Genomic DNA, 20,703 nt, shown 5'->3' with positions numbered 1-20,703 from the left:
CGAGAACCAGGGGGAAGTTTTGCCCAGAATAGCAATGATCGGCGCCGGAAGTACCGTGTTTGCAAGGAATCTGCTGGGCGATATCCTCTCGTTTCCCGAGCTGGCCGAGAGCGACGTCGCACTCATGGATATCGACGCCGAGCGGCTGCTGACTTCCGAAATCGTGGCCAACAAGGTTGCGAGCTCACTCAATGCGCACCCAACCATTTCCGTGACCACCAACCGGCGCGCTGCCATCGAGGGCGCCGACTACGTGATCAATATGATCCAGGTAGCCGGTTATCGACCTGGAACGGTTATCGACTTCGAGATACCGGCCCGATACGGACTGCGTCAAACCATCGCCGACACGCTTGGCATAGGTGGCATTATGCGAGCGCTGCGCACCATTCCGGTCATGCTGGATATGTGCCGCGATATGGAAGCGGTTGCGCCAACGGCCACATTCCTCAACTATGTGAATCCGATGGCGATGAACTGCTGGGCGGTGGCAGCGAGTTCCAGCATATCTACGGTGGGCCTGTGCCACAGCGTCCAGGGAACCGCGCACCAGCTGGCCAAAGACATCGGCGTACCGATCGATCAGATTAACTACCTGTGCGCCGGCATCAACCACATGGCCTTTTACCTTCGGTACGAGCGGAACGGCGAGGATCTCTACCCGCTCATCCGTCGCGTGGTCGAAGAGGGTCGGGTTCCGGCCTGGAACCGGGTAAGGTACGAGATGCTGACGCGTCTTGGCTACTTCGTTACGGAATCCAGCGAGCATTTTGCCGAATACTGTCCGTGGTTTATCCGGCGCGACCGTCCAGACCTCATTGAGCAGTTCAATGTACCGTTGGATGAGTATATCCGGCGCTGCGAGGCGCAAATCGCGGGTTGGCACGCCATGAAGGCGCAGTTTGAGGGTGATGCGCCGGTTCATGTTGAGCGCAGCCACGAGTACGGCTCGCTGATTATTCACAGCATGGAAACCGGTACGCCCAGAGTCATCTACGGCAACGTGCCAAACGGCGACCTCATCGATAACCTTCCGCCGGATTGCTGTGTTGAGGTTCCTGTACTGGTGGATAAGAATGGACTGCAGCCAACGCGCATCGGCAAACTGCCGGTTCAACTGGCGGCAACCATTCAAACCAACGTCAATGTTCAGGCCGTCACCGTGGCTGCCGTTTTGGAGCAGTCACGCGCGCACGTCTACCACGCGGCGATGCTCGACCCGCACACCGCTGCCGAGCTGACCCTGGAGCAGATCCACAGCATGGTGGATGAGCTTCTGGACGCCCACGCCGGTTGGCTGCCGGAGCTGCACTGACCGCCGGCAAGCTTCGAACCTTGACCGGTGCTACCTGGTCATCAAAACACCGCAGGCATTGGCGAGGCTGGCGTCGAACCGGCTTCTCAAGCTGGTTGACGGGTCCGGAGCGTTCCGCGTAATCACGGTGCGAGAGTTCCGGCGACTCCTGTATTTGTACCGTCGCGTTCATTGCGGAGGTGGATCATGTCGGTTACCATAGGAGCACCGCCAGGCGCACGCCGGCGACGCTTGATTGGCCTGGCTGTGGCGGCAGCTTTGGTGCTGGTCTGGTGGGTGGCGCGGCAGCGAGCGCAACGCGTGCCGGGCCAGGTCTTTACCAACAGCCTTGGCCGCACCCAGGTAGCGGCGCTGGCTTTCGATCCCAACGGCCCCTGGCTGGCTTGTCAGGTCAGTCGACCCGATTCACAACTTGGTAACGTATACGTGGTTGATGTCCTCAATGCCAAAACCGGCGACGTCGCGTGGGAGTCGAAAGGTCCTTTCGATGTGGAGCCGGTGTGGGCGCAAACTGCAAACACGCTCTACTTTGCCGATCTGCACGGTCGAAACCTGGCCGCCGGGGTGTGGGCGCCGCCGCCGGCGGGCGCTCGGACGCCAATCCCCATGCAAGGTCCGGAATGGGCAACGCGCAATGACGGCGTGTGGCTGCCGCACGACGGCATGGTCCTGGCCGCCGCCGACGGCAAAAACGGCTGGTTGGTGGAGGCGTGGAATCCCGCGACCGGCAAGCGCACGCCCGAAACGCAAGTGACAATCCATGCATCGAACGCCGTTGCTTCCAGCGATGGCAAGTATCTGGCATTTATCGCACAATCCACTCGGCAAACCTCGTTGGCTGTGGTGGATCGCAGCGGCAAACTGCTCTACACGTCGCCGGTGAGGCAGCAGGTGTTCGATGCGACCTTCACACCAGATTCGAGGCGTATCCTGTATCTGGCCAAATCGGGCCGTGATGAGACGCTGCAGAAGCTGGACCTAAGCAGCTGGACGCGCAGCACCATCGTTCGTCGACCCTGGTTTTACCTCCCTGTGGTAGCCAATCCGAAAGGACAACTGGCCGTGTCGGTTGTGACTGTGGACCTGCACAAGCGAATTCAGATTTACGATGTCAACTCCAACAAGATGCTGGCGCAGTCTCCGCCACAGATCGACTGTCAGGCGCCAGCGTGGTCCGGCGATGGCTCACAGCTGGCATTTGGCTGGCAGAATCGGGATACCAAAGACTGCGGTGTTTCGGTAATCGACTGGAGAACGGTGCAGGCGCAGAACCTCTGGCCGGTGGGACCTGAAGCAGTGCCGATACCGGGCCGACCCGCCCCGTGATGCCTCGGCGCGCGCCGTTTTCGGCTGGTACAATGTGCCATGCGTTCGAGATTTGCAGCTGCCGCGTGGATATTGGCGCTCCTGCTGCCCGCAGGTCTCAGCCGGGCTCAAGTGGCCGGTACGCACCTGTTCAACCCGTACTCCGCGCAACTTCAACAGGTATGGAGCGGCGCCGCGCCGGACCGCACACGCCTTATCGCAATTGGCCCGTTGAAAGGCGGATCCGATAGCGAGGTGGCGTTCCTTATCGGTGGCAAGAATGCCAACGATTATCAGCGTTCGGTGGTCCTGTCGCACTGGGATGGCAGCAAATTCTCGCTGGATGAGTCGGTGTCGTTTCTTGGCGCTGCCTCTGACACGCTTCTTATTGCACACTTGCGGACGACGCCGGGCAGTGTGACCGAACTGGTGGATAAAAAGGGAAAGCAGAAGAAGATCACAACGCCTGCACGAAGTGAGCAGCTCATCACCACCGAAGGCATCTACGAGTGGAATGGCCACGCCCTCTTGAGGTTGTTTGCGGCGCCGCCACAGGGTCGCCTTGCTCTGGTGCTGGGAGCCGCCACCGACGCCATAGTTTGTGGCGATGGTGACAAAGCGGCGCCGTACGAAATCGGCGCCACCGACTGCCACCTGTCTAATCTCAATCCGCCTCACGATGGCAGCGGCTATGTGGAGTTCGGTATGGGCACCGAGGCATTTCCCGGTTCGGCGGCTATGTCGGTTGGCGAGACGAGCCGGTTTGTACAATCTTACTGGAGCGATCAGTATCGCTGGTACGTCTGCGTAAAGCAGGCTCAACCAGGACCCGATGGCGCCGAAAACACGCCGGGAGATCAGGTGGTGGTGATGACGCCACGCCTGGATGCGCGTACCAAATCGTTCTGGGCATGTTCTCGCGATGACCTCGAGACTACGTGGACGAGTGTGCCACTGAACGGGCATGTGCTGGATGTTGCCGTTGGCGATGCGCGGAACGATGGGAAGCCGGCCCTGATGGTATTGACAGCAGAGAATCACGACCTGGATCGCAAGCTCTACCTCTTCGAGCCGCCGGGACCCGTGGCGCCCGGTCACTACTCGCCCTGAGTTTCGACGCCGATGTCCACCATTTTTGTTGCTATCGCCGGTGGATCGGCGTCCGGAAAAACAACGTTTGCGGCTGAGTTGCGGCAGGCGCTTCAGGATGGCGCGCCGCCTGTTTCGGTGGACGTGATCGGCATGGACCGGTATTTCTATCGTGGAGCGCCGGGTGGTCCAACGTTTGTCTCGCCCGCCACGGGTGAGGTGCTGCCCGATAACAACCATCCTGAATCTGCAGATAACGACAAGCTCCTGGCCGACCTGGACGCAATGGCGGCCGATGACTCTGCCGCCGAAGTCGTTCTGGTTGAGGGACTAATGGCGCTGCATGTGGCGCAACTGCGGCGCCGCTTCGATCTGAGGATCTACGTGGAACTCGAGGACGATCTTCGGGCGCTGCGGCGGCTGCTCCGGGATATGCGCGGCGGTCGAGGCAGTACCGACCCGGCGTGGATCGCTACGTACTATCGTGAGTGTGCTCGCGCCGGGCACACGCTGTACGTTGAGCCTTCACGTGTGCATGCTGACCTGATCATTCGCGGAGATGGTGACTTTGGCCGCACGGCTGCGCTGGCTGCAGCCTGCGTCCGCGAGCGCCTGCGCAGCGTGATGGCGGCCGGCCAACCTGCCGGGCGCGCCGGTACCGTGGCTCCAGAAGCGTGACCGAACGCCAACCGGCCGGAGAGCACGATGGAGACCTTAGCGACTCCATAGCGCTGAACGAGCTTGTCTTAAGGTTGCAGGGACCCGAGCCCGTGACGTGGATGGAGCTGAGAGGGCCGCTGGAGCCATTTCCCACGCTCATGAGGCTCGCAGATCTGATGGAGTCGATCACGGCATCACGCGGTCTGGCAATGGTGACGGGTCAGCTGCCTGTGATGCCGTTCAGCCCCATACCCGATCTCGTGCGCTCCGCCGTGCTCGAGGCAGCGGAGCCAGCTGCGGCCGTGCTGCTTGAGGCTCCAGTGGAAGCCATTCTGCATCTGCGACGGCTCGACGTGCATGTCCGCCGGCTGTGCCAGAGCTATGCAGCGGACCCCTCCGTGCCACTGCGCACAGCCGCGCTCGCAGTTCTCTCCGAACTCGATGCGCAAGATACCCTGCTGCGGGCACGCGACGAGGATACCGCTTAACAGATCGCCCGCCAAGGCGAATTCAGTTGTCGGGTTGCTTCGGCGAGCGGCGCGGAACGGTTATTGGTACGGTGGTGTAAACGATGCGGTAACCGGCTGAACCGGCCCCAGATCGCTCGGCAACCTCATAGAGCAGTCCAACTCGCGACCGTGGCAGCACGCACATACAGGAATAGCCAAATGATCGGGGCGCTACCACGCGGATCATCTGCCATGTTCCGCCCCCGTCGTGGGAAAGCCGGATCGTGCCGTTTCGGCGGTGAACCGGGTCGGCGGGATTGCAGAACACTAATAGGTCGGGATGGAACGAGAAACGCAGCAGCGATGCCATGCACTCCGGATCGGGCAGACCAGGGGATTTTTGCAGTGGACTCCAGGTTTCGCCGCCGTCCTTGCTGATGCCGACTAGTCGCGTGTGTGAGCCGCCCTGATCGCGTGAGTTGATCAGAACGCTGCCGTCCGACCGTTCGGCAAACTGCGTCTCGTTCGGCAGCATGGCCGGCGCAGTGGGCGCCGTTTCGCCCCTCTGCCACACGCTCCCGCCGTCGTCACTATAGACCGCAAAGACACGCCATCGTCCGCCCACACCCTCATTGAATGGAAACAGCAGCCTGCCGGCATGCGGCCCATGCTGAAGCTGGATACCGATACCGGGACCGCATGCATCCGACCGCGACTCGGGGCTCCGAACCGCGGAGGTTATGTCGCGCGGCGCGCTCCAGGTTACACCATCATCGCTGCTCGATTGGAGGAGCGTGCGGCACGTCTGTGCCGAGACAGGCCCGGTGGCGGCCGTCCGCTCGGTAGTTCCCTGCGGATATCTCTGGTACATCAAGAGAATCCGGTCATGCACAACAAGCACGCACGGGTTGTTCAGCGACGCAGGCGCATCGTGCGCCACTATCTGAGCCGGTTGCCACTTAGACGAGCCAGCCAACCGCCGCCGCAAAACGATCATATTCGAGGATTGGTCTGCGACGGCTTGCCGGGCCTCCGCAAACGCCAATAGCGTTCCGGTCGACGTGCGGCACAACGCGGGTATCCGTACGATCTCCCATGGCTGTGCCGCATCCAGCGTACGGCTGACAAACACGTCCTGCACGCTGGGCTTGGCCGCTGGCGCTACCGCGCCGAGTGCATGCCGAACGATCGGTGGTTGCGAAAACCCAAACATCGTCACCTCAATTCCCGTTGCTGGTCAATACGACGCGGCAGATGACCGGCGACGACGCCGTCTCACGCGCCAGGGTACAGCGGTCAAGCTAGCCGTGTATCTACTTTACCGCCGCGGTCAACAGGAGCGCAGTCATATGATCCGGCTCCGCAGCGGCTTACGCCTCGGCTAGCTCCTCTAGTCTGCCCCCCGGATTTGAACACGGGGAACTTAGGATCCTCTCGAAACTGACAGTGGAGGATTACGGTGAAGAGGTCGAAGTTTACTGAAGAGCAGATCGCGTGCGTTCTGGGCGAGCTTAAGGCCCGCTTGTCGATGAAAGAGATCTGCGTTTCGTACCGTGCGAGCGATGCGACTGTGTACACGTGGAGGCGCCGGCACGCCGCCTGCAAGGACCGGTCGGAATAGAAAGCCGGTCTGTTTGTGTGGCTCCGATCCCTATTCCATCGCTGAGAAATAGCCGCATACCGTGGTATCCGGTTCCTCCGGCTCAAGTACTTAAGGGCCGCAGACAGGCTGTAAGGTGCTGCCGACCGATTACCACAAGGCTATCGGTCAGCCGCCAACCAGCCCACTGCCTGCGCCAATCCTACCGCGGTCACGCCGGTTGCCGGTACCCGCCAACATCGCCACCGGCCAATCGCGCTCGCACCTTTGAAACCGCAACACGTCCTCGCTGCGGTGCGCTTCCGATGCCCTATTTCGGCTGGTATCCTGATGATGGAACCACCGTGCCCAGTCACCCTCTAGTACCTCCTCCGCTGCGCGTAAAACTCAACGCATCCCGGACGATTCGCGATTGCGTCGACGGGTTGCCCCGATGACAGACAACGCGCCTCACGAACTCAGCCGGTTTGAAACGCTCCGCGCGATGCGGTTCTCGGTCTGGGAATCCGGCCTTTCAAATGCTTGGGGGACGCTGGTTTCCGGCGCTTTCCTTACAGGTTTCGGTTTGTGGCTTGGCGCGGGCAGCGTTGAGATCGGGCTTCTCACCGCCATTCCGGCGTTCGCGGGCCTGGTACAGCTCCTCGCATCCTGGTTTGCTCGCGACGTTTCAGCGCGACGGCCCTTCACTGCCTGGTACACGGCGGCGGGACGCGCACTGTGGCTGCCCATCCTGATCTTCCCGCTCGTTCTGCCGGCGCCGGCTGCGCTGATTCTGTTCCTGGCGCTGTTCACGGCTTCCAATATCCTTGTCAATGTGCCGCAAGCCGCGTTTGTGGCATGGCTGTCCGACCTGGTACCGAGCGACTTCCGCGGACGCTTCTTTGGCCGGCGCAATATGGTGGCCAGCTTAGCGGCCATGGCCGTATCGCTGCCCGCTGCGCTCTGGTTGGATCGCTGCCAGAGGCACGGGCACACCATAATGGGCTTCGGCACGGTATTTGGTGTTTCGCTGGTAGCCGCCGCTGCGGCCTTTGCTGTGACAATGCGCCAGCCTGAGCCGCCGCCAACGCCGCCCGACAATGAGAGTCGCCCATCCAATCCGTGGTCGTACCTCCTGCAGCCGCTGGAGGACAGGAACTTTCGGCGGTTCGTCGTTTTCAGTACAATGTTCGCCGTCGGGCAGTTTATAGCGGCGCCGTTCTTCAACGTCTACGCGCTCCAGGTGCTGCACCTCTCGTATTTTGCGCTGCAGGTTTACGCGGCGATCGTCTCCGGCGCAACTTTGCTGGCGCTGCCGCTTTGGGGTTACCTCAGTGACAAATTCGGCAATCGACCACTCCTGGTTATCGCCGCGCTCGGCGTCGTAACGCTGCCCGTCAGCTGGGCAGCAACGCAGCCCGGCCATGCGCTTCTCAACGCCACTCTTCTCACCGAGCTTAATATCGGGAGCGGCATCTTCTGGGCCGGAATCGCTCTGGTTCAGTTCAACCTGGTGATCGCCATTGCTCCGGCCGGCAAAATGCCGGTCTACGCGGCGCTCATGGCTGCTGCCACAGGCGTCGCAGGCGGCGTAGCCCCGATGCTCGGCGGCGCCTTGATGCAGGCGCTGGCGCATTGGCATGCGCAATTTGCCGGCCTGCACATCACGCGGTACCACATCATCTTTCTGCTGGCGTCTGCTTTGCGGTTAGCCACAATCCCGCTTCTCAAAGGCGTGGAGGATCCTGGAGCCGCTTCCACCCGGTCTGTGATCCGTCAGATCGGCGCCGTTCGACCGGGCAAGTGGCGTCACATCCGCAATCTGCAGCGCCCAGGCGGCGAGGCAACCCGCCTGCGAGCCGCGGAAGCGCTTGGCGAATCGGCAACGCGGCTCGCCTCCAACGAGATGGCGGCCGGCCTGCAAGATCCTAGCCCGGCCGTGCGCAAGGCTGCGGCGCAGGCGCTGGATCAGATCGGCGGACCGCAGGCCGTTCGGGCTTTGAGCGGCGCGCTGAGTGACGCTGCGCCAGAGGTTAGAGCCATTGCGGTCCATACGCTTTCCGAAGGTGAAACAGCAGCCAACTGGGAGCCCGAGCTTGTCGCGGCGCTGGACGACTGGGCCGTGGCCGTGCGGTTAGCTGCGGCCCGCTCGCTTGCGCGCCGCTCACTACCGAGGGCCGCGGATGCGCTGGAGAGGGCAATGGATCGGGCGCTCGCGGCTGGTATCGACGGCAGCGATGTAGCGGCAGCATGCCTTGCGGCACTCGCACGCTGCGCACCCGACCGTGCCGAAAGTCGAGCCAATGCGTTGATCGAGGACCACCGCTCGCCGGATTGGCTGCGCGCAGCGGCCATCAACGCTCTCGCGGTAGTTGCCAGCCCGTTAGCCCGCGCAACCGTGCTTGGTATCGCCGACACCGCGCAGAGCTCCACGCACGTACTCATCGCACTGGCCGCGGCACTGGAGCCGTTGGCCGCTCCAGAAGCGGTTCCACAGCTTGCCGTACAACTGGAGGGGGTGCAGTCGGCGGTCGACCGCGCTCAGATAGCGGTGTCATTAGGCGCGGCACTTCACGACCGCGAGACCCTCTACTCAGCGCTTGCGCAACTGTCGATGGGTCGGGAAGCGGCTATTGCGCGACTATTTGATCAACTGCAGCGGCGGGCGCCTTCCACGCAATCTCGGCAGGCGGTGCGCCTTGCCCGGAGGGCGTGGGAGGAGGCCGACCTCGGCCGGGCGCTCCACGCCCTGGCGCGAGCGTTGGAAAAAGCCGCAGCTGGCGACGCCGGTTCGGAGGCTGCACGTAGCGCCGTGGTGGTAATGGCGCAATCCGCGCACCGAACGAAAACGGTAACGCAGGAGGGCTTCATCCTCTCTCTTGCCGCTGCGCTCCGGGCGCTGGATGGTGCGCAGCAGTCGCTTTAGCCGGCGCCTTGCCCGGATTCGTCGCGGCGGTTAAAAGTGGAGGCCAAACTGCGCAAGCAGCGAGTTTGCGTTGTAGTTGTACTGCTTCAGCGTGGGGTCACTGTTCACGCGCGTGTTGAATTGCCAGCCAAGCGAGAATTTGAGCGCCTGGCTCAGCGCGTAGTCCATGCCCACGCGCAGGTCGCGCTGAAGGTTGCCTTCGTAGCCCGTCTGAAGATTGTTATCTACATCCACAAACAAGGCCTCGCGCGTTGCGATTGGGTAGTCCAGATGCAGGTAGATCGAGTTGAGGTTGCTGGATGTGTTGGTAAGCGGCGCGGCAGTGCCTGTTGTGCTGGGAGCCAGATTGGCGGTGCTGCTCCCCAATACCGCCTGATAGCTGAGCTGCACGCCCAGCCGCCGACCAAAAGGATGGCCCTGAAGCCAAAACTGCAGCGTGTTGCTGTTGGTTCCGCCCTGATTGCCCGTGTAGAGCACATCCATGAGGCTGTACGAGGCATTCAGCTGGAACTGCTTGGCGGGCTGCCACGAGAACACAAAGCCAATGCTGTTTCGCGTACTGTTATACTGGTAGCTGCCGAGGCTGCTGGCATGATCCAGTGAAATCGAGGTCTGCATCGCCTTGGCGATCTGGTAGGCGACGTTCAGGTGGTTGGTCAGACTGCGACCCCCATAACTGCCAATACCCGCGCCTGCGGCATAGGCGCTGCCGTAGTAGCCGCTGTAGGAGCCGGTGCCGCCATAACCAAGGCCCGAGCCGCCGCCGAGTCCCGGATAGTAGACGCTCCCGCCGGCGCCACCGCTCTGATCGGGATGCGGCGCATCGATCGGAGCGACTGCTGCCACCGGATGCAGCAGGTTCCGGAACGCGACCGTCGGCGTCACCGTACCGAGGTTGCCTGTATCGGAAAGGTCGAATCCGTAATCCAGGTGAAGGTGTGAGCTGGGCGAGTACGTGGCGTTCAGCTGGGCATCACGCGCGTCGGTGTTGGTTGCCGTGCCGGATGCAGCGGAACTAATGGAATCGTCGGAGTAACCGAGCGATAGCGTAATCCCATGCCGTGCCTGCCAGTGGGCGCCGAGGTGCTTGGTGAATGCTGTGCTGAGCGAAGGCGAGTTCGTGGCGACCGTAGAACCGGTTGAACTGGCAGCGCCGGTGGTCGCGACGCCGCCATACAGGTTTACCCCGCCGGATGCGTCGTTTACGTTCCGACCAAGCTCAGCATCCAGGGTCACCTGGTGCAGCGTTGCATTGATGCCCAGTGTATCCTGCACGTTGTCGGTGTTCCCTCCCTGCGCATAGGTGGTTGCAAGGCTGGTGCGGGAGTAGTTGATCGCGCTGTTGCGCGCCAGTGAGTAGTTGACGCCGAGGGAATACTGATTGTATTGATCGTTGCCGGCTACCGATACGGTCGGATTGGCGCCCGTGAGAAGGCTTCCGTAGTTGGGCCTCTGTGCTGTCTCCCAGTTGCCGGTGAGCCGCAGGCGCGACGTTGGCTGATAGTCGCTGTCCAGTGTGATTGACTTTTCGTTGAGCCCAAAGCCCGTACTTTCGATCGAGGTATAGGTTGGGTTTATGTCGCGCAGCACCACGTTGGTGTGCAGATTATGCGCGGGGTTGAAGTCGCCGGAGAGCTGGAACGCATGCCCGGCTATGCTCTTGCCGGAAACCGCGATACCCGAAAAGGCGCTTTCCAGAGCCAATGAGCCGAGTTTGCCCAATCCGATATGCCCATCCAGGCCCATAACGCTGCGGTTGCCGGCCGTCGCGCTGTTGTTGAGCGGTACATAGGTGATTTTTACCGTCTGTGTAGGTAGGATCGTGTTCACCATCACGATCTGGTTGCTGTATGCCGGGTTGAAGATGAAGTCGCGCCCGGCCACCAGCGGAACGCCGTCCAGTGTTACGGTATACGGCTTGGAGGAGTCGAGCGGCGCATCCAGAATGTACACCGCCCCTGGCTGGCCATACCCGGCAAACTGCTGTGTGTGCGACTGCGTCGCGCCGCCGCCGGGCTGCAGTTGGGATACGGAGGTCAGGCCAACCTGGCTTCCACTGTGAGGCGAATAGACGGTGCGCATGCCCATGATACTGCCTTCGGCGCCTGTGGAACCATACGTTTCGAAGGTGATGGCGATCGTGGAAGTCTGCAGAATCACCTGACCGTGCAAGAAGTTCAACTCGCCGCTGTATGTATCCAGGGTGTAATCCTGGCCACGAATCATGTCGTGGTTGTCAACGCGTACGTGGTCGCTGCCATCCACAATCTGCCCGGCATACACGTAGTACGGCCCGGAAGAGTTGTTTCCAGGGATTTCCAGCGTGTGCGTCTGCGCTTTGGTCTGCGACACCAGCACGGTGCTCTGCAGGTGGGGCGATATCGCATCCGAGATCATTACACCGCTGAGGTACCGGCTGAAGTCGATAAGTGAGTTGCCCTGGAATCCGGCCTGGATGTCACCAGCCTGAAACCGCAGCGTCTTGCTGTTGTAATCGATTCGCGCCCGGTTGTTGGCCGGATTGTTGAAAAGGCTGTTGCTGATCTGGGTCTGGTAGTGGAAGTACTTCAGCACCGTGGCATCAATGGTAAGATCGGTGTCGTTGTAGATTCCGTTGCTGCCCTGACCGAGATAGTTATAGCTCTGATAGGTTTGCGAAGCCCCCTGGCCGCCTGAGACCGAGGAGAACTGCAGCGAGAGCGTTTCGTGGCCGGTGGCATGAACGTGTGTTCCGGTTACCCGCTCCAGATGGTCAACCCAATCGCCCATAGCGCCAAAAATGCCGGAGCGCCGCGGCTTGTGGGTGAAAAACAGGTCGTTGGCGGCGCCGCCGCTGGTATCCGCCAGCGTAAAGCCGGGAACAGGACCCAGGCCGTGACGCACAACCACCGGTGGGGCGCCAGGTTGAATGATGGGTGCAGGCGCTTCCGCGGCGACGCCGGAGGCCAGGGCGTCCCAAAGCGTGGGAGGCGGTACGGCCGATGCGCGCCCGGCGGCAGACAACACGGCGAAGGCAAGAAGAATCGCCGGCACGCGCCAGCGTGCTTGTTGCAGGTGGGTCACCCGAGTATGCCGGATCGAGGTTCCGCCGGCCGCAGTTCGATGCCGCCGCATAGATAATGGCCTGTTTAGCTGATTGGGGGCATACGCGCCGGCAAGGTGACCGCGCAGGGGACGGCGCTGCAGCCAGCGCGGGTGAATTATACCACACCCACGGCAGGCCAGGCTCACACGTCGGCAGCACGACGCTGCACGACCCGCTGCGACGGGATGCACTCAATTGCGCGCTCAGCGCTCCGCAGCGAGCGGCGTTCCATGCGCGCTATTCTTTGCTCCTGCTCCGCCATAATCGCGTCCGACCGGTTCAGCGCATCCGCCACCTGCAAAGCAACACTTGAAGGTTCAAAGTTGTGGAAATCGGCCATCAATCCGTCTGCGCCGAGACCGCCGAGAAATGCACGGATCTTCGGGTCATACGTCAGGCCGAAGCTGGGAACCCGCATTCTGGCAGCAAAGACCAGCGCGTGAAGTCTCATCGCCACAATCAACTTCATTCGCCCTGCCAACGCCAGAGCGAGGGCTGGGTCGCAGTCATTGCGCAGAACCAGTGCACCACTCTCGGGGCCGGCACGGGCGACCACCGACTCGGCATAGAGCCGATCGCCCGGTGTATGCATCGGTATCATCAAGATTCGATATCCGGTCTCGGCATGCAGTTGCTGCAGAAGCTGTGCGGAGCGATCCAGCGCTACCAATGGCCGAGAAGTACGCCACGGACGCAAAGCCACGCCAAGGATAGGCTCTTCCGGATCGATGCCATGGTCCGTGAGTAAGGTGGCGGCAGCGCTGGGCGCCGCCGGTTGTACCGAGAGCGCCGCGTCGGCGGTTACTTCAATGTGGGCGTGCACGCCAAGGTGGTGCAGCAGGCGCGCCGATTCGTCATCGCGAACGGTGATGAACGCAGCACCGTTTGCCACCCACTTGAACAGGCGGCGAGAAATGCGCCGGCGCAGCGGCCCAACGCCCTGCGCGTAGAACATGTAACGTGTGCGGGTATAGCGCGCCATCCGGCAAATGCCGGCGTAGTACAGCAGCGATCGCAAGCTGGTCACGTCCTGAAAGAGGCTGCCTCCGCCGGAAACCAACAGATCCGACGCGCGAATCACGTCCGCAACCTGTCGGAATGACGTGCGCTGCACGCCGTCGATGGCATGCAGCCGCTGCGTGTATGCCACATCGCTCGTCAACGCCGTTAATGCCACGGGCTGTTTGGCTGCCTGGTTTAGTCCGGCTTGAACACCGGCAAGAACAGCCTCATCGCCGAGATTGGCGAATCCGTAGTAGCCGGATGCAACGATGCGGCTCGTCACTGACTGGAGGGTTCGCCAGCGGCAGGAGAACCTGCCGGATTGGGTAGGTACTTTTCAAACACAAAGAACGCAATCAGGCCAATCGCGCCGCCGACAACGAGGCCGGAGCAAACGCGCCAAACGGAGATGATGAGCGGCGTGTGAATGTGGCAGAAAGTGTTGAGGATCGATACCTGGCCGAGGCTGCCAACCACGAAAGCGCATATCGCCGGCTTGCGACGGCCACGGAACCACCAGGCCAGGGCAAGTACGAAAGCCGGATGGCCGACGAGAAACTCCTTCGTACGTGGCCGCACCGGCATCAATCGATCGAGCAGGTCGCGAAACCGCAGCTCGACCGATGATGCGCCGACACCCGAATCGTTGCCGGTCCTCGCTACGACGATCAATAGGGCAATAAGAGCAACCAAAATGAGAAGAAGGGCGCCATAGCGCGCAGGTTCCTGCATCGCCGCTTTCAGGCGGCTTTGGACGCGAGCACGGAACTCTGTCCAACGCTCCGATGGAGTCGAAACGCCACCCACCAGCGCCAGCGCCGCAACTGCCAGCACCGGCAAGGCATGCTGTGCCTTAATGCCGAGAAACTGATCGGCTTTCAGCATGAAGCTTCGTGCAGCCAGCAGCCCGGCCACCTGCACGATGCCGACCGCCGTCACACAGCTGGCAAGTAGAAGTCGGGTGATGCCTTTCAGTGCGCACCGTCCAGGCGTCTCAGTCTGCTTAACCGGCCCGGGCCAAACCAGAAGGCAAGCCGCTAGTGGCCAAACGATACCGGCAACCAATGCGACCAGCTTTTGACCAACTGATCCGCTCATCGCCACCGCCCCGAATGCCACACTCAGAGCTCCAAGTAGAGGAGGCGCCATGCCGGATGGGAACGGACCGATGAGGAACAGGCATACAACGATGCCTGCCGCGGCGCCGAGGCCGATCAGGCCGAAAGCCCACCGAGGCACAGCCGGACGATCGAACGGATGGGCCTCACCGAACAGGAGTGCGCCACCGGTCCAGGCAGGACGGGATGCAATATCCTTCCAGAGCTTTTCGAAGAATGACACATTGAGACCAACCGGATCGGCGCCGGCATACGTAAAGGGGTGTACGAACAGAAAACGAATGTTGCGCTCTCGAACCGCAAGCGCGTATCGATCGATGATCGCGTGTTCTGTCATTTGCGCCATTTCGGTGGGTTGAACGGTGTGGACACGGATGTAGTCGCCACGAAGCAGCGACGTCAGGCGTGCGTCACCGCGTTGTTTGCCGAACTCCACGGCGCCGTATGTCAGTCCGGTAGGCGAGGGCACGTTGGCGGAGGATTGTGAGGCGTCTTCGCTTGTCGAGAGCGACGAGGAGCTGAGTTCATCGGCTACGTCCTGCTCGGCGCCACTGTAACCCAAAACCTCATCGCCCTGAAAGATCACAGCGTGTGCGCCCTGAGCATGGAGCGCATTAAGCACGTTGGCCGCAGTTTGCGAACTGGCGCCGGCGAAGTTGGCGACGCGTCCGAGAATCAGGAGATGGATGCGGTGGGCCATGCTAACGGCGCTGGGCGGTAGGCCGATTCCCAGGCTGCGCAAATTGCTGTACGATACCGGCGTCCACCACGATTTCGGGTCGCCGGTGGATTGAATCACGGTGCTGCCCTGGCCCGGCGCCGACGCGGCGGTTAACGGAAGGACGCGGATCGCGCGGAGACGTAGGGCGCCAACAATACGCTGCTCGGTAGCTGCGTCGTCACAACTCAGTACCGAAACGCGACCACCGGCCCCGATCGGCGTGCGGGATGCCTTGATCGCTCCAGACTGAACGAGCCCGACTACGGTGTCTTCGCTGATGATGAGGGTAGTGACGTGCTCCGTTTTGAACCGGCGCAGAACCACCGGCAGCGGCCGCCCGCACATTTGCGCCAACTGGGTCACATCGGCCCAGTCGACGCCTATCTCCACACGCCGGTTGCGCAGTTCGCAGTGAAACCGGCGGTACACGGCGAACAGTCCCGCAACAAGCGACACACCGGTGAGAACCAGTATCGCTGCCGTCACCAGCCGCGATGTATGCAGCCGGGTCATCCGGCAGCACGTCCGCGTAGAGTTACGTTAAAATCAGGGGACGCTGGATGGGGCAATGTGGCGAAGGAACTCGGGCCAGTTGCCGGCCGGATGGCGCCGTTTTGGAGTCGGTAGCGCCACCAGAACGGTTGGCTCCGTGCGCGTTTATCCGTGGTGGCGATGTGGCGGATTATAGCACAACCGACGTCCGGCTGCTCCGCCTCACTCCACGGTAACGCTCTTGGCGAGGTTGCGCGGCTGATCGATTTCGCAGCCCGCCTGCAATGCGATGTGGTACGCAAACAACTGGAGTGGCGTCAGCGCAAGGGCCGGCATCAGCGCATCGTGTGAACCGGGTATCCGGATCACGTCGTCTGCGGAGTCGGGCGCAACGTCGGCCTCACGGATAACCGCTATCACTCGGCCGTTGCGCGCCTTCACCTCTTTAAGGTTGCTGTGCATCTTCTCAAGCGTCCGCTCTTGTGTGCATAAACCTACAACCGTCACACCGGACTCCACAAGCGCCAGAGGGCCGTGCTTCATTTCGCCCGCCGGGTATGCCTCGGCGTGCAGATACGAGATCTCCTTCAGCTTCAGCGCAGCTTCCAGCGCCGCGGCATAGTCGTAGCCGCGACCCAGGAAAAAGTAGGTTGAGCAGCTGGTAAGGGATCGGGCCAAATCCTGTAACTCGCACTCCAGCTTCAAGCAGGCGGCAACCTGTTCCGGCAGCCTGGCAAGCGCATCAATCAGGTTGGTCGCCCGTCCCTCGTGCTGGCGCTCGGCAAGGAAGGCGGCGAGCTCCGCCAGCACCACTACCTGCGCCAGATATGCCTTGGTCGAGCAGACGCCGATCTCCGGGCCGGCATACGTCAGCAGCGAGGCGTTGGCGTCGCGCGCCAAAGTGCTGCCCACAACGTTGACAATTGCCAGGGCCGTGGCGCCACGCCGCTGCCCCTCACGCATCGCAGCCAGTGTGTCGGCTGTTTCGCCGGATTGTGAGATCACGATCAGCAGCGTCTCATCATCCACGATGGGTTCGCTGTAGCGAAACTCGCTGGCAATCGTCGTTTCAACCGGCACTCGAAGAAGCTCCTCGAACAATCGCTTGCCAACCACGCCGGCGTGGTATGCAGTACCGCAGCCCACTATCGCAAGGCGTTTGAACCGCCTCCAGTCGCGGTCGGTAAACGGAAGCTCGTCAAGGCTGATGGATGAACCCATGACCCTGCCACGGAGCGCGTTCGCAACGGTGCGCGGCTCTTCGTAAATCTCCTTCAGCATAAAATGGGCGCATCCGCCTTTTTCCGCGGCGGCGTCGTCCCACGTGATCTCGGTCACCGCGCGCTCAACCGGTTCGCCATACCAATCGGTAATCGTCACCTGGTCTCGCGATATAACTGCAACATCGCGATTCTCAAGCAGAATCACACGCCGTGTGTAGTTCATCACCGCCGGAATGTCCGATGCCAGGAAGTTTTCGCCGTCGCCGAGGCCAATTACCAGCGGAGACTCGTTGCGCACCGCGAACACGGTCTCCGGCGCACCAAGGTGGATGATGGCGAGCGCGAACGAGCCCTTGAGCTGCCTCACAGCCGCAGCAATGGCATCTCGCACCGTTTCATGGTGCAGCGTTTCGTGCTCTATGAGATGAGCAATCGTTTCGGTATCTGTCTCTGAGGCGAAGCAGTGACCTTCGTTGCTGAGGCGCTCGCGGACTTCACGATAATTCTCGATGATCCCGTTGTGCACCACGGCAATGCGACCGGTGCAGTCGCGATGTGGATGCGCGTTCAACTCCGTGGGTGCACCGTGAGTTGCCCATCGTGTATGCGCTATAGCCACTGATGCGTGGATATCCTTATCCACTAACGCCGCAGACAGATTCTGAATCTTGCCGGCCGCGCGGACCAGGTTCAAGTCGCCAGCAGTCACATAGGCCACACCGGCCGAGTCGTAGCCTCGGTACTCCAGCCGCTTGAGATTGACCAATGCCGTTTCTACAGCCGAGCGCGGACCCGAATATGCCGTAATACCACACATGCTTTTGAACTCTCCTTATTGTGGTTGGATCTGGTGGGGCTGTGGCGAGTTGGGGACCCGCCACTGAAAATCGCATCGGAGCGAGGTCAGGCGCTGTCGAACGCTTTGAAGCTCGGCAACCTGCCGCTCGGTGAGGCTCTCGGTAACCAGAGTCACCTTCTTATCGGCAAGCGGCAGGTAGATACTCCAGGGATGGCGCCGGTTCAGTTTGCTGCTATCTGCCGGCACGATGATCTCCGGAACACCGGAGAGGAGATCGCGCAGAAAGGTCGCTTCATCGGCTCGTGAGGAGTAGAGCGACAGCGCATTCGTGCTCGCCTCGCTATTGAGTGTCAATCCGCTTACACCGGCAATCGCCAGGCTGGGCTGGAAAGCGCTGTGGAACGACGGTGAGTGCAGAGCACAATCCTCAGCAACGTAAATCTCGCCCAGCACGCCGGTCGCGATCTCGGCAGCAACCAGTTCGTGCAGGGCTGGCAAACTGTTGGTGAACACAATGCAGCCAGTCGGTGGACGCCCTTCGATGGCTGCGGCGCGCAATTCCTGCGCCACGTACAACAGTGTGGTGCCGCCTGTGAGCGCTATCGACGCGTCATTCGGTACCATGCCGGCGACTACACGCGCAATTGCCCGTTTTGCCTCTGTATGTATTTGCAGATTGTTACGGAACCGGCCCAATGCGTACGGAGCTGTGCATACTGCGGCGAAACCGCGGTGAACCTCCACGCTGCGAACCGTCTCGAAGAGTCGCTGCAGGGCATCCAGATCACGCCGGATCGTACGAAGATTGCAGCGCTCCTCGTCGGCAAGCAGTTCCAGACGGACGGCTTGACCTGCGCCGGCAAGCCGCGCCAGGAGTCGCATTCGACGAGCATCGGTGTTTTCAGCCATCGTCCTGTCGTCTCCCCGTGGTTCGATGCGGTGCTCACGACCGCACAATAGCTTAGCCGCATATCGTCCGTTTGTCAATATACCACGACAACATCTATTTGTAAAGTGACAGTATTCTGTGTCCTTACAGAATAAAACTGTCCTGATCCGTGCAATTCAGCGCACTGCGCGACATAATGGTCAATGGCCGCTGCGCTTGACATCGGCTGCCGGTTTAATTACAATGGAGAGGCGCCGATTCTGGAACAGGCAGGTTTTATCGTCCGTTGACCACACCGTGGCTGCAGTTACGCATCGGCGCGGGCCTACTTGCACTGGAAAGTTGCGTCGTTGTTTGCTCAGTGGGCTGCGGCCCAACCAGGCCCCGGCCGGATCCAATTCCAACCGTGCAGGTGACGCGGGTGAAGCTGGCGCCGGAACCGGGCGGGATCGTCATCCACTCCTCGGATACGCCCGCCGAGGTTGACGGCGTGCCGATCGATGCCAGGCGCATCAATATGATCCACCGCACCGATCACCCCGGATGGGCCACGCAGTACCACGGCAAAACCTACTACATCGGCTACCACTACGTCATCTTGCCGGACGGCACGATCCAGCAAGGGCGCCCGGACCACTGTCCGGGCTGCCACGCTCGGGGCTACAACAACTGGTTGGGCATCTGCCTTATCGGCGCGTTCTCCACGCGCAGCAATCCAAACTGGTGGCCGCACCGGCCAACGGTGGAGGAGATGACCTCACTCATGGCGCTGTGCCAAAGGCTGATGCTGAAGTACCACATCCCAATCGGAAATGTTCGGCGGCACTGCGACGTAAACCAGACCTCCTGTCCTGGCCGGCGCTTTCCCTGGCAGAGCTTCCGGGAGGAGCTAACGCTGTGGGCTATGGCCAATGAGGCAAATCTCGGAAACGGCGTGGCCGCCGCGCCTGCGCCCGTACGTCCCGGCGCCTGATTCCATTCTCAGTGCGAGCGCAAGCGGCGCAGGAACTGCTCAAAGTTGTATTCGGGGTCGTACCCCAACAGCGTCACGGCCCGTGTAATGTCGTATCGCGTATGAAGGTGCGGTACGCGCAAACCGTGGCTGGCGAGGATATCGGTGCAGCCGGGATAGTATCGATCCAGTACCGCAGCGGGATTGACTTCCAGCTCCGGCCAGTCCTCGTCGGTAAATGGCGTCAGCGCGTGAATGCCGAATGCCTGGCAGCCGAATGCCTCGTCCTGGACCGCGCCAAGCGCCAGCACCACCGCCTGAGCCGCGTCTTCGCGATCCAGGCCGTTTGCTAACCGCGCAAGGCCGGCGTTTTTCCAGTCGCCGTGCGAAAAGGGCCCAAACCGAAGCATTGCCACCCGCACGGCTCGCCTGCGGCTGTAGTAACGGCACATCTCCTCGGCCAGGTGCTTGGTCAAGCCCGCAACCTGACTCGGCACGCAGGCGCACAACTCAGTCAGCACCGTGCAGTCGCGCAAACCCGCCCCGTAGACCGCCTCCGAGGAGCAGTAGATAAGATTTGCCGTGTTGTGCTGCAGCATGCACCTCAGCACATTGTGGGTTCCGGTGACGTTAACGTGGTAGAAGTCATCGATATTGTGGTGATCCATGGCGCGTTGATCGTAACCGGCGGCATGTACTACCGCGTGGCAGCCCGTCATGGCGAACGATACGGCGGCGGCGTCGCGAATGTCGGCCTGCACCGGCGTGCAGTTGTCAACGGCTTCTATCGGTTCTGCGTCCATCAACACCAGTTCATTGCTGCCGGTATTCAGGCGCCGCGCCACGCACGAGCCAAGATTGCCTTTAGCTCCGGTGATAAGTATCTTCATGGATGCAATAGCCCCCTGCCGGCCGCCCAATTCGCCGCGCCGGAGTCACGTGGTAACCCGGCGGGCACTCTCCGTCGTCCAACATGCACGGCATCTTTTACGCCCCGGCGCACATGAGGCGTCGTTGCGGCATGCAGACTGTAAGCCATAATACCAGCAGATAATCGCGGCAGTCACACGTTGCCTCCGTGCGGGGCGCTCAGATATAG

The 20,703-nt window shown here is 61.4% G+C and carries 14 protein-coding genes; 7 read left to right on the top strand and 7 right to left on the bottom strand.

Annotated features, from left to right (window positions below):
- Nucleotides 1–34: 34 nt before the first annotated feature.
- The 5 genes from KGJ62_09990 to KGJ62_09970 all read left to right on the top strand — a co-directional run bounded on the left by KGJ62_09990 (nt 35) and on the right by KGJ62_09970 (nt 4,857).
- Entirely contained in the window at nt 35–1,315 is a 1,281-nt protein-coding gene (locus KGJ62_09990; GenBank protein ID MDE2126908.1) for an alpha-glucosidase/alpha-galactosidase, read from the top strand.
- A gap of 186 nt (nt 1,316–1,501) precedes the next feature.
- Nucleotides 1,502–2,641, top strand: a complete 1,140-nt coding sequence (locus KGJ62_09985) for a hypothetical protein (GenBank protein ID MDE2126907.1) — start codon at nt 1,502–1,504, stop codon at nt 2,639–2,641.
- 39 nt (nt 2,642–2,680) lie between these two features.
- Nucleotides 2,681–3,730, top strand: coding sequence for a hypothetical protein (locus KGJ62_09980; protein ID MDE2126906.1), 1,050 nt, complete (start codon nt 2,681–2,683; stop codon nt 3,728–3,730).
- Nucleotides 3,731–3,742: 12 nt separating this feature from the next.
- Nucleotides 3,743–4,387, top strand: coding sequence for a hypothetical protein (locus tag KGJ62_09975; GenBank protein ID MDE2126905.1), 645 nt, complete (start codon nt 3,743–3,745; stop codon nt 4,385–4,387).
- A complete protein-coding gene (locus tag KGJ62_09970; protein MDE2126904.1) occupies nt 4,384–4,857 on the top strand; it encodes a hypothetical protein in 474 nt (157 codons plus the stop codon). The genes KGJ62_09975 and KGJ62_09970 overlap by 4 nt, the downstream gene beginning before the upstream one ends.
- Before the next feature lie 22 nt (nt 4,858–4,879).
- Here the strand turns inward: KGJ62_09970 and KGJ62_09965 are convergent, their stop codons facing one another.
- A complete protein-coding gene (locus KGJ62_09965) occupies nt 4,880–6,037 on the bottom strand; it encodes an exo-alpha-sialidase (GenBank protein ID MDE2126903.1) in 1,158 nt (385 codons plus the stop codon).
- Nucleotides 6,038–6,851: 814 nt separating this feature from the next.
- On the opposite strand from KGJ62_09965, the gene KGJ62_09960 reads away from it, so the two are divergent.
- Nucleotides 6,852–9,323 (top strand): MFS transporter, encoded by a 2,472-nt coding sequence (locus KGJ62_09960; GenBank protein MDE2126902.1) that lies wholly within the window; start codon nt 6,852–6,854, stop codon nt 9,321–9,323.
- A gap of 30 nt (nt 9,324–9,353) precedes the next feature.
- On the opposite strand, the gene KGJ62_09955 is transcribed toward KGJ62_09960, so the two are convergent.
- The 5 genes from KGJ62_09955 to KGJ62_09935 form a co-directional block, all read right to left on the bottom strand.
- On the bottom strand, nt 9,354–12,386 hold the full coding sequence (locus KGJ62_09955; GenBank protein ID MDE2126901.1) for a hypothetical protein: 3,033 nt from the start codon (nt 12,384–12,386) through the stop codon (nt 9,354–9,356).
- A gap of 164 nt (nt 12,387–12,550) precedes the next feature.
- Nucleotides 12,551–13,693 (bottom strand): polysaccharide pyruvyl transferase CsaB, encoded by a 1,143-nt coding sequence (csaB, locus tag KGJ62_09950; protein MDE2126900.1) that lies wholly within the window; start codon nt 13,691–13,693, stop codon nt 12,551–12,553.
- On the bottom strand, nt 13,690–15,762 hold the full coding sequence (locus KGJ62_09945; GenBank protein ID MDE2126899.1) for a hypothetical protein: 2,073 nt from the start codon (nt 15,760–15,762) through the stop codon (nt 13,690–13,692). Before KGJ62_09945 ends, csaB begins: the two co-directional genes overlap by 4 nt.
- Nucleotides 15,763–15,963: 201 nt before the next feature.
- The gene (glmS, locus tag KGJ62_09940; GenBank protein ID MDE2126898.1) at nt 15,964–17,781 is read right to left on the bottom strand and encodes a glutamine--fructose-6-phosphate transaminase (isomerizing); all 1,818 of its coding nucleotides are present in this window, start codon (nt 17,779–17,781) and stop codon (nt 15,964–15,966) included.
- 15 nt (nt 17,782–17,796) lie between these two features.
- On the bottom strand, nt 17,797–18,672 hold the full coding sequence (locus KGJ62_09935) for a DeoR/GlpR transcriptional regulator (protein MDE2126897.1): 876 nt from the start codon (nt 18,670–18,672) through the stop codon (nt 17,797–17,799).
- Between the two features lie 401 nt (nt 18,673–19,073).
- Between KGJ62_09935 and KGJ62_09930 the strand changes: the two genes are divergently transcribed.
- A complete protein-coding gene (locus KGJ62_09930) occupies nt 19,074–19,625 on the top strand; it encodes an N-acetylmuramoyl-L-alanine amidase (protein MDE2126896.1) in 552 nt (183 codons plus the stop codon).
- 8 nt (nt 19,626–19,633) lie between these two features.
- Here the strand turns inward: KGJ62_09930 and KGJ62_09925 are convergent, their stop codons facing one another.
- Entirely contained in the window at nt 19,634–20,494 is an 861-nt protein-coding gene (locus KGJ62_09925; protein ID MDE2126895.1) for an NAD(P)-dependent oxidoreductase, read from the bottom strand.
- Nucleotides 20,495–20,703: the final 209 nt, after the last annotated feature.

It is taken from the genome of Armatimonadota bacterium, from assembly GCA_028871815.1.
Taxonomy (GTDB): domain Bacteria; phylum Armatimonadota; class Chthonomonadetes; order Chthonomonadales; family Chthonomonadaceae; genus REEB205.
Note: the sequence above shows the minus strand (reverse complement) of the source record. Positions and strands in the feature narration are given on the sequence as shown.

Bases quoted from the DNA above. Each gene is read 5' to 3' on its own strand.
- KGJ62_09990 (MDE2126908.1), top strand. From the start codon at position 35: ATGATCGGCGCCGGAAGTACCGTGTTTGCAAGGAATCTGCTGGGCGAT.
- KGJ62_09985 (MDE2126907.1), top strand. From the start codon at position 1,502: ATGTCGGTTACCATAGGAGCACCGCCAGGCGCACGCCGGCGACGCTTG.
- KGJ62_09980 (MDE2126906.1), top strand. From the start codon at position 2,681: ATGCGTTCGAGATTTGCAGCTGCCGCGTGGATATTGGCGCTCCTGCTG.
- KGJ62_09975 (MDE2126905.1), top strand. From the start codon at position 3,743: ATGTCCACCATTTTTGTTGCTATCGCCGGTGGATCGGCGTCCGGAAAA.
- KGJ62_09960 (MDE2126902.1), top strand. From the start codon at position 6,852: ATGACAGACAACGCGCCTCACGAACTCAGCCGGTTTGAAACGCTCCGC.
- KGJ62_09945 (MDE2126899.1), bottom strand. From the start codon at position 15,762: ATGACCCGGCTGCATACATCGCGGCTGGTGACGGCAGCGATACTGGTT.
- glmS (MDE2126898.1), bottom strand. From the start codon at position 17,781: ATGTGTGGTATTACGGCATATTCGGGTCCGCGCTCGGCTGTAGAAACG.
- KGJ62_09935 (MDE2126897.1), bottom strand. From the start codon at position 18,672: ATGGCTGAAAACACCGATGCTCGTCGAATGCGACTCCTGGCGCGGCTT.
- KGJ62_09925 (MDE2126895.1), bottom strand. From the start codon at position 20,494: ATGAAGATACTTATCACCGGAGCTAAAGGCAATCTTGGCTCGTGCGTG.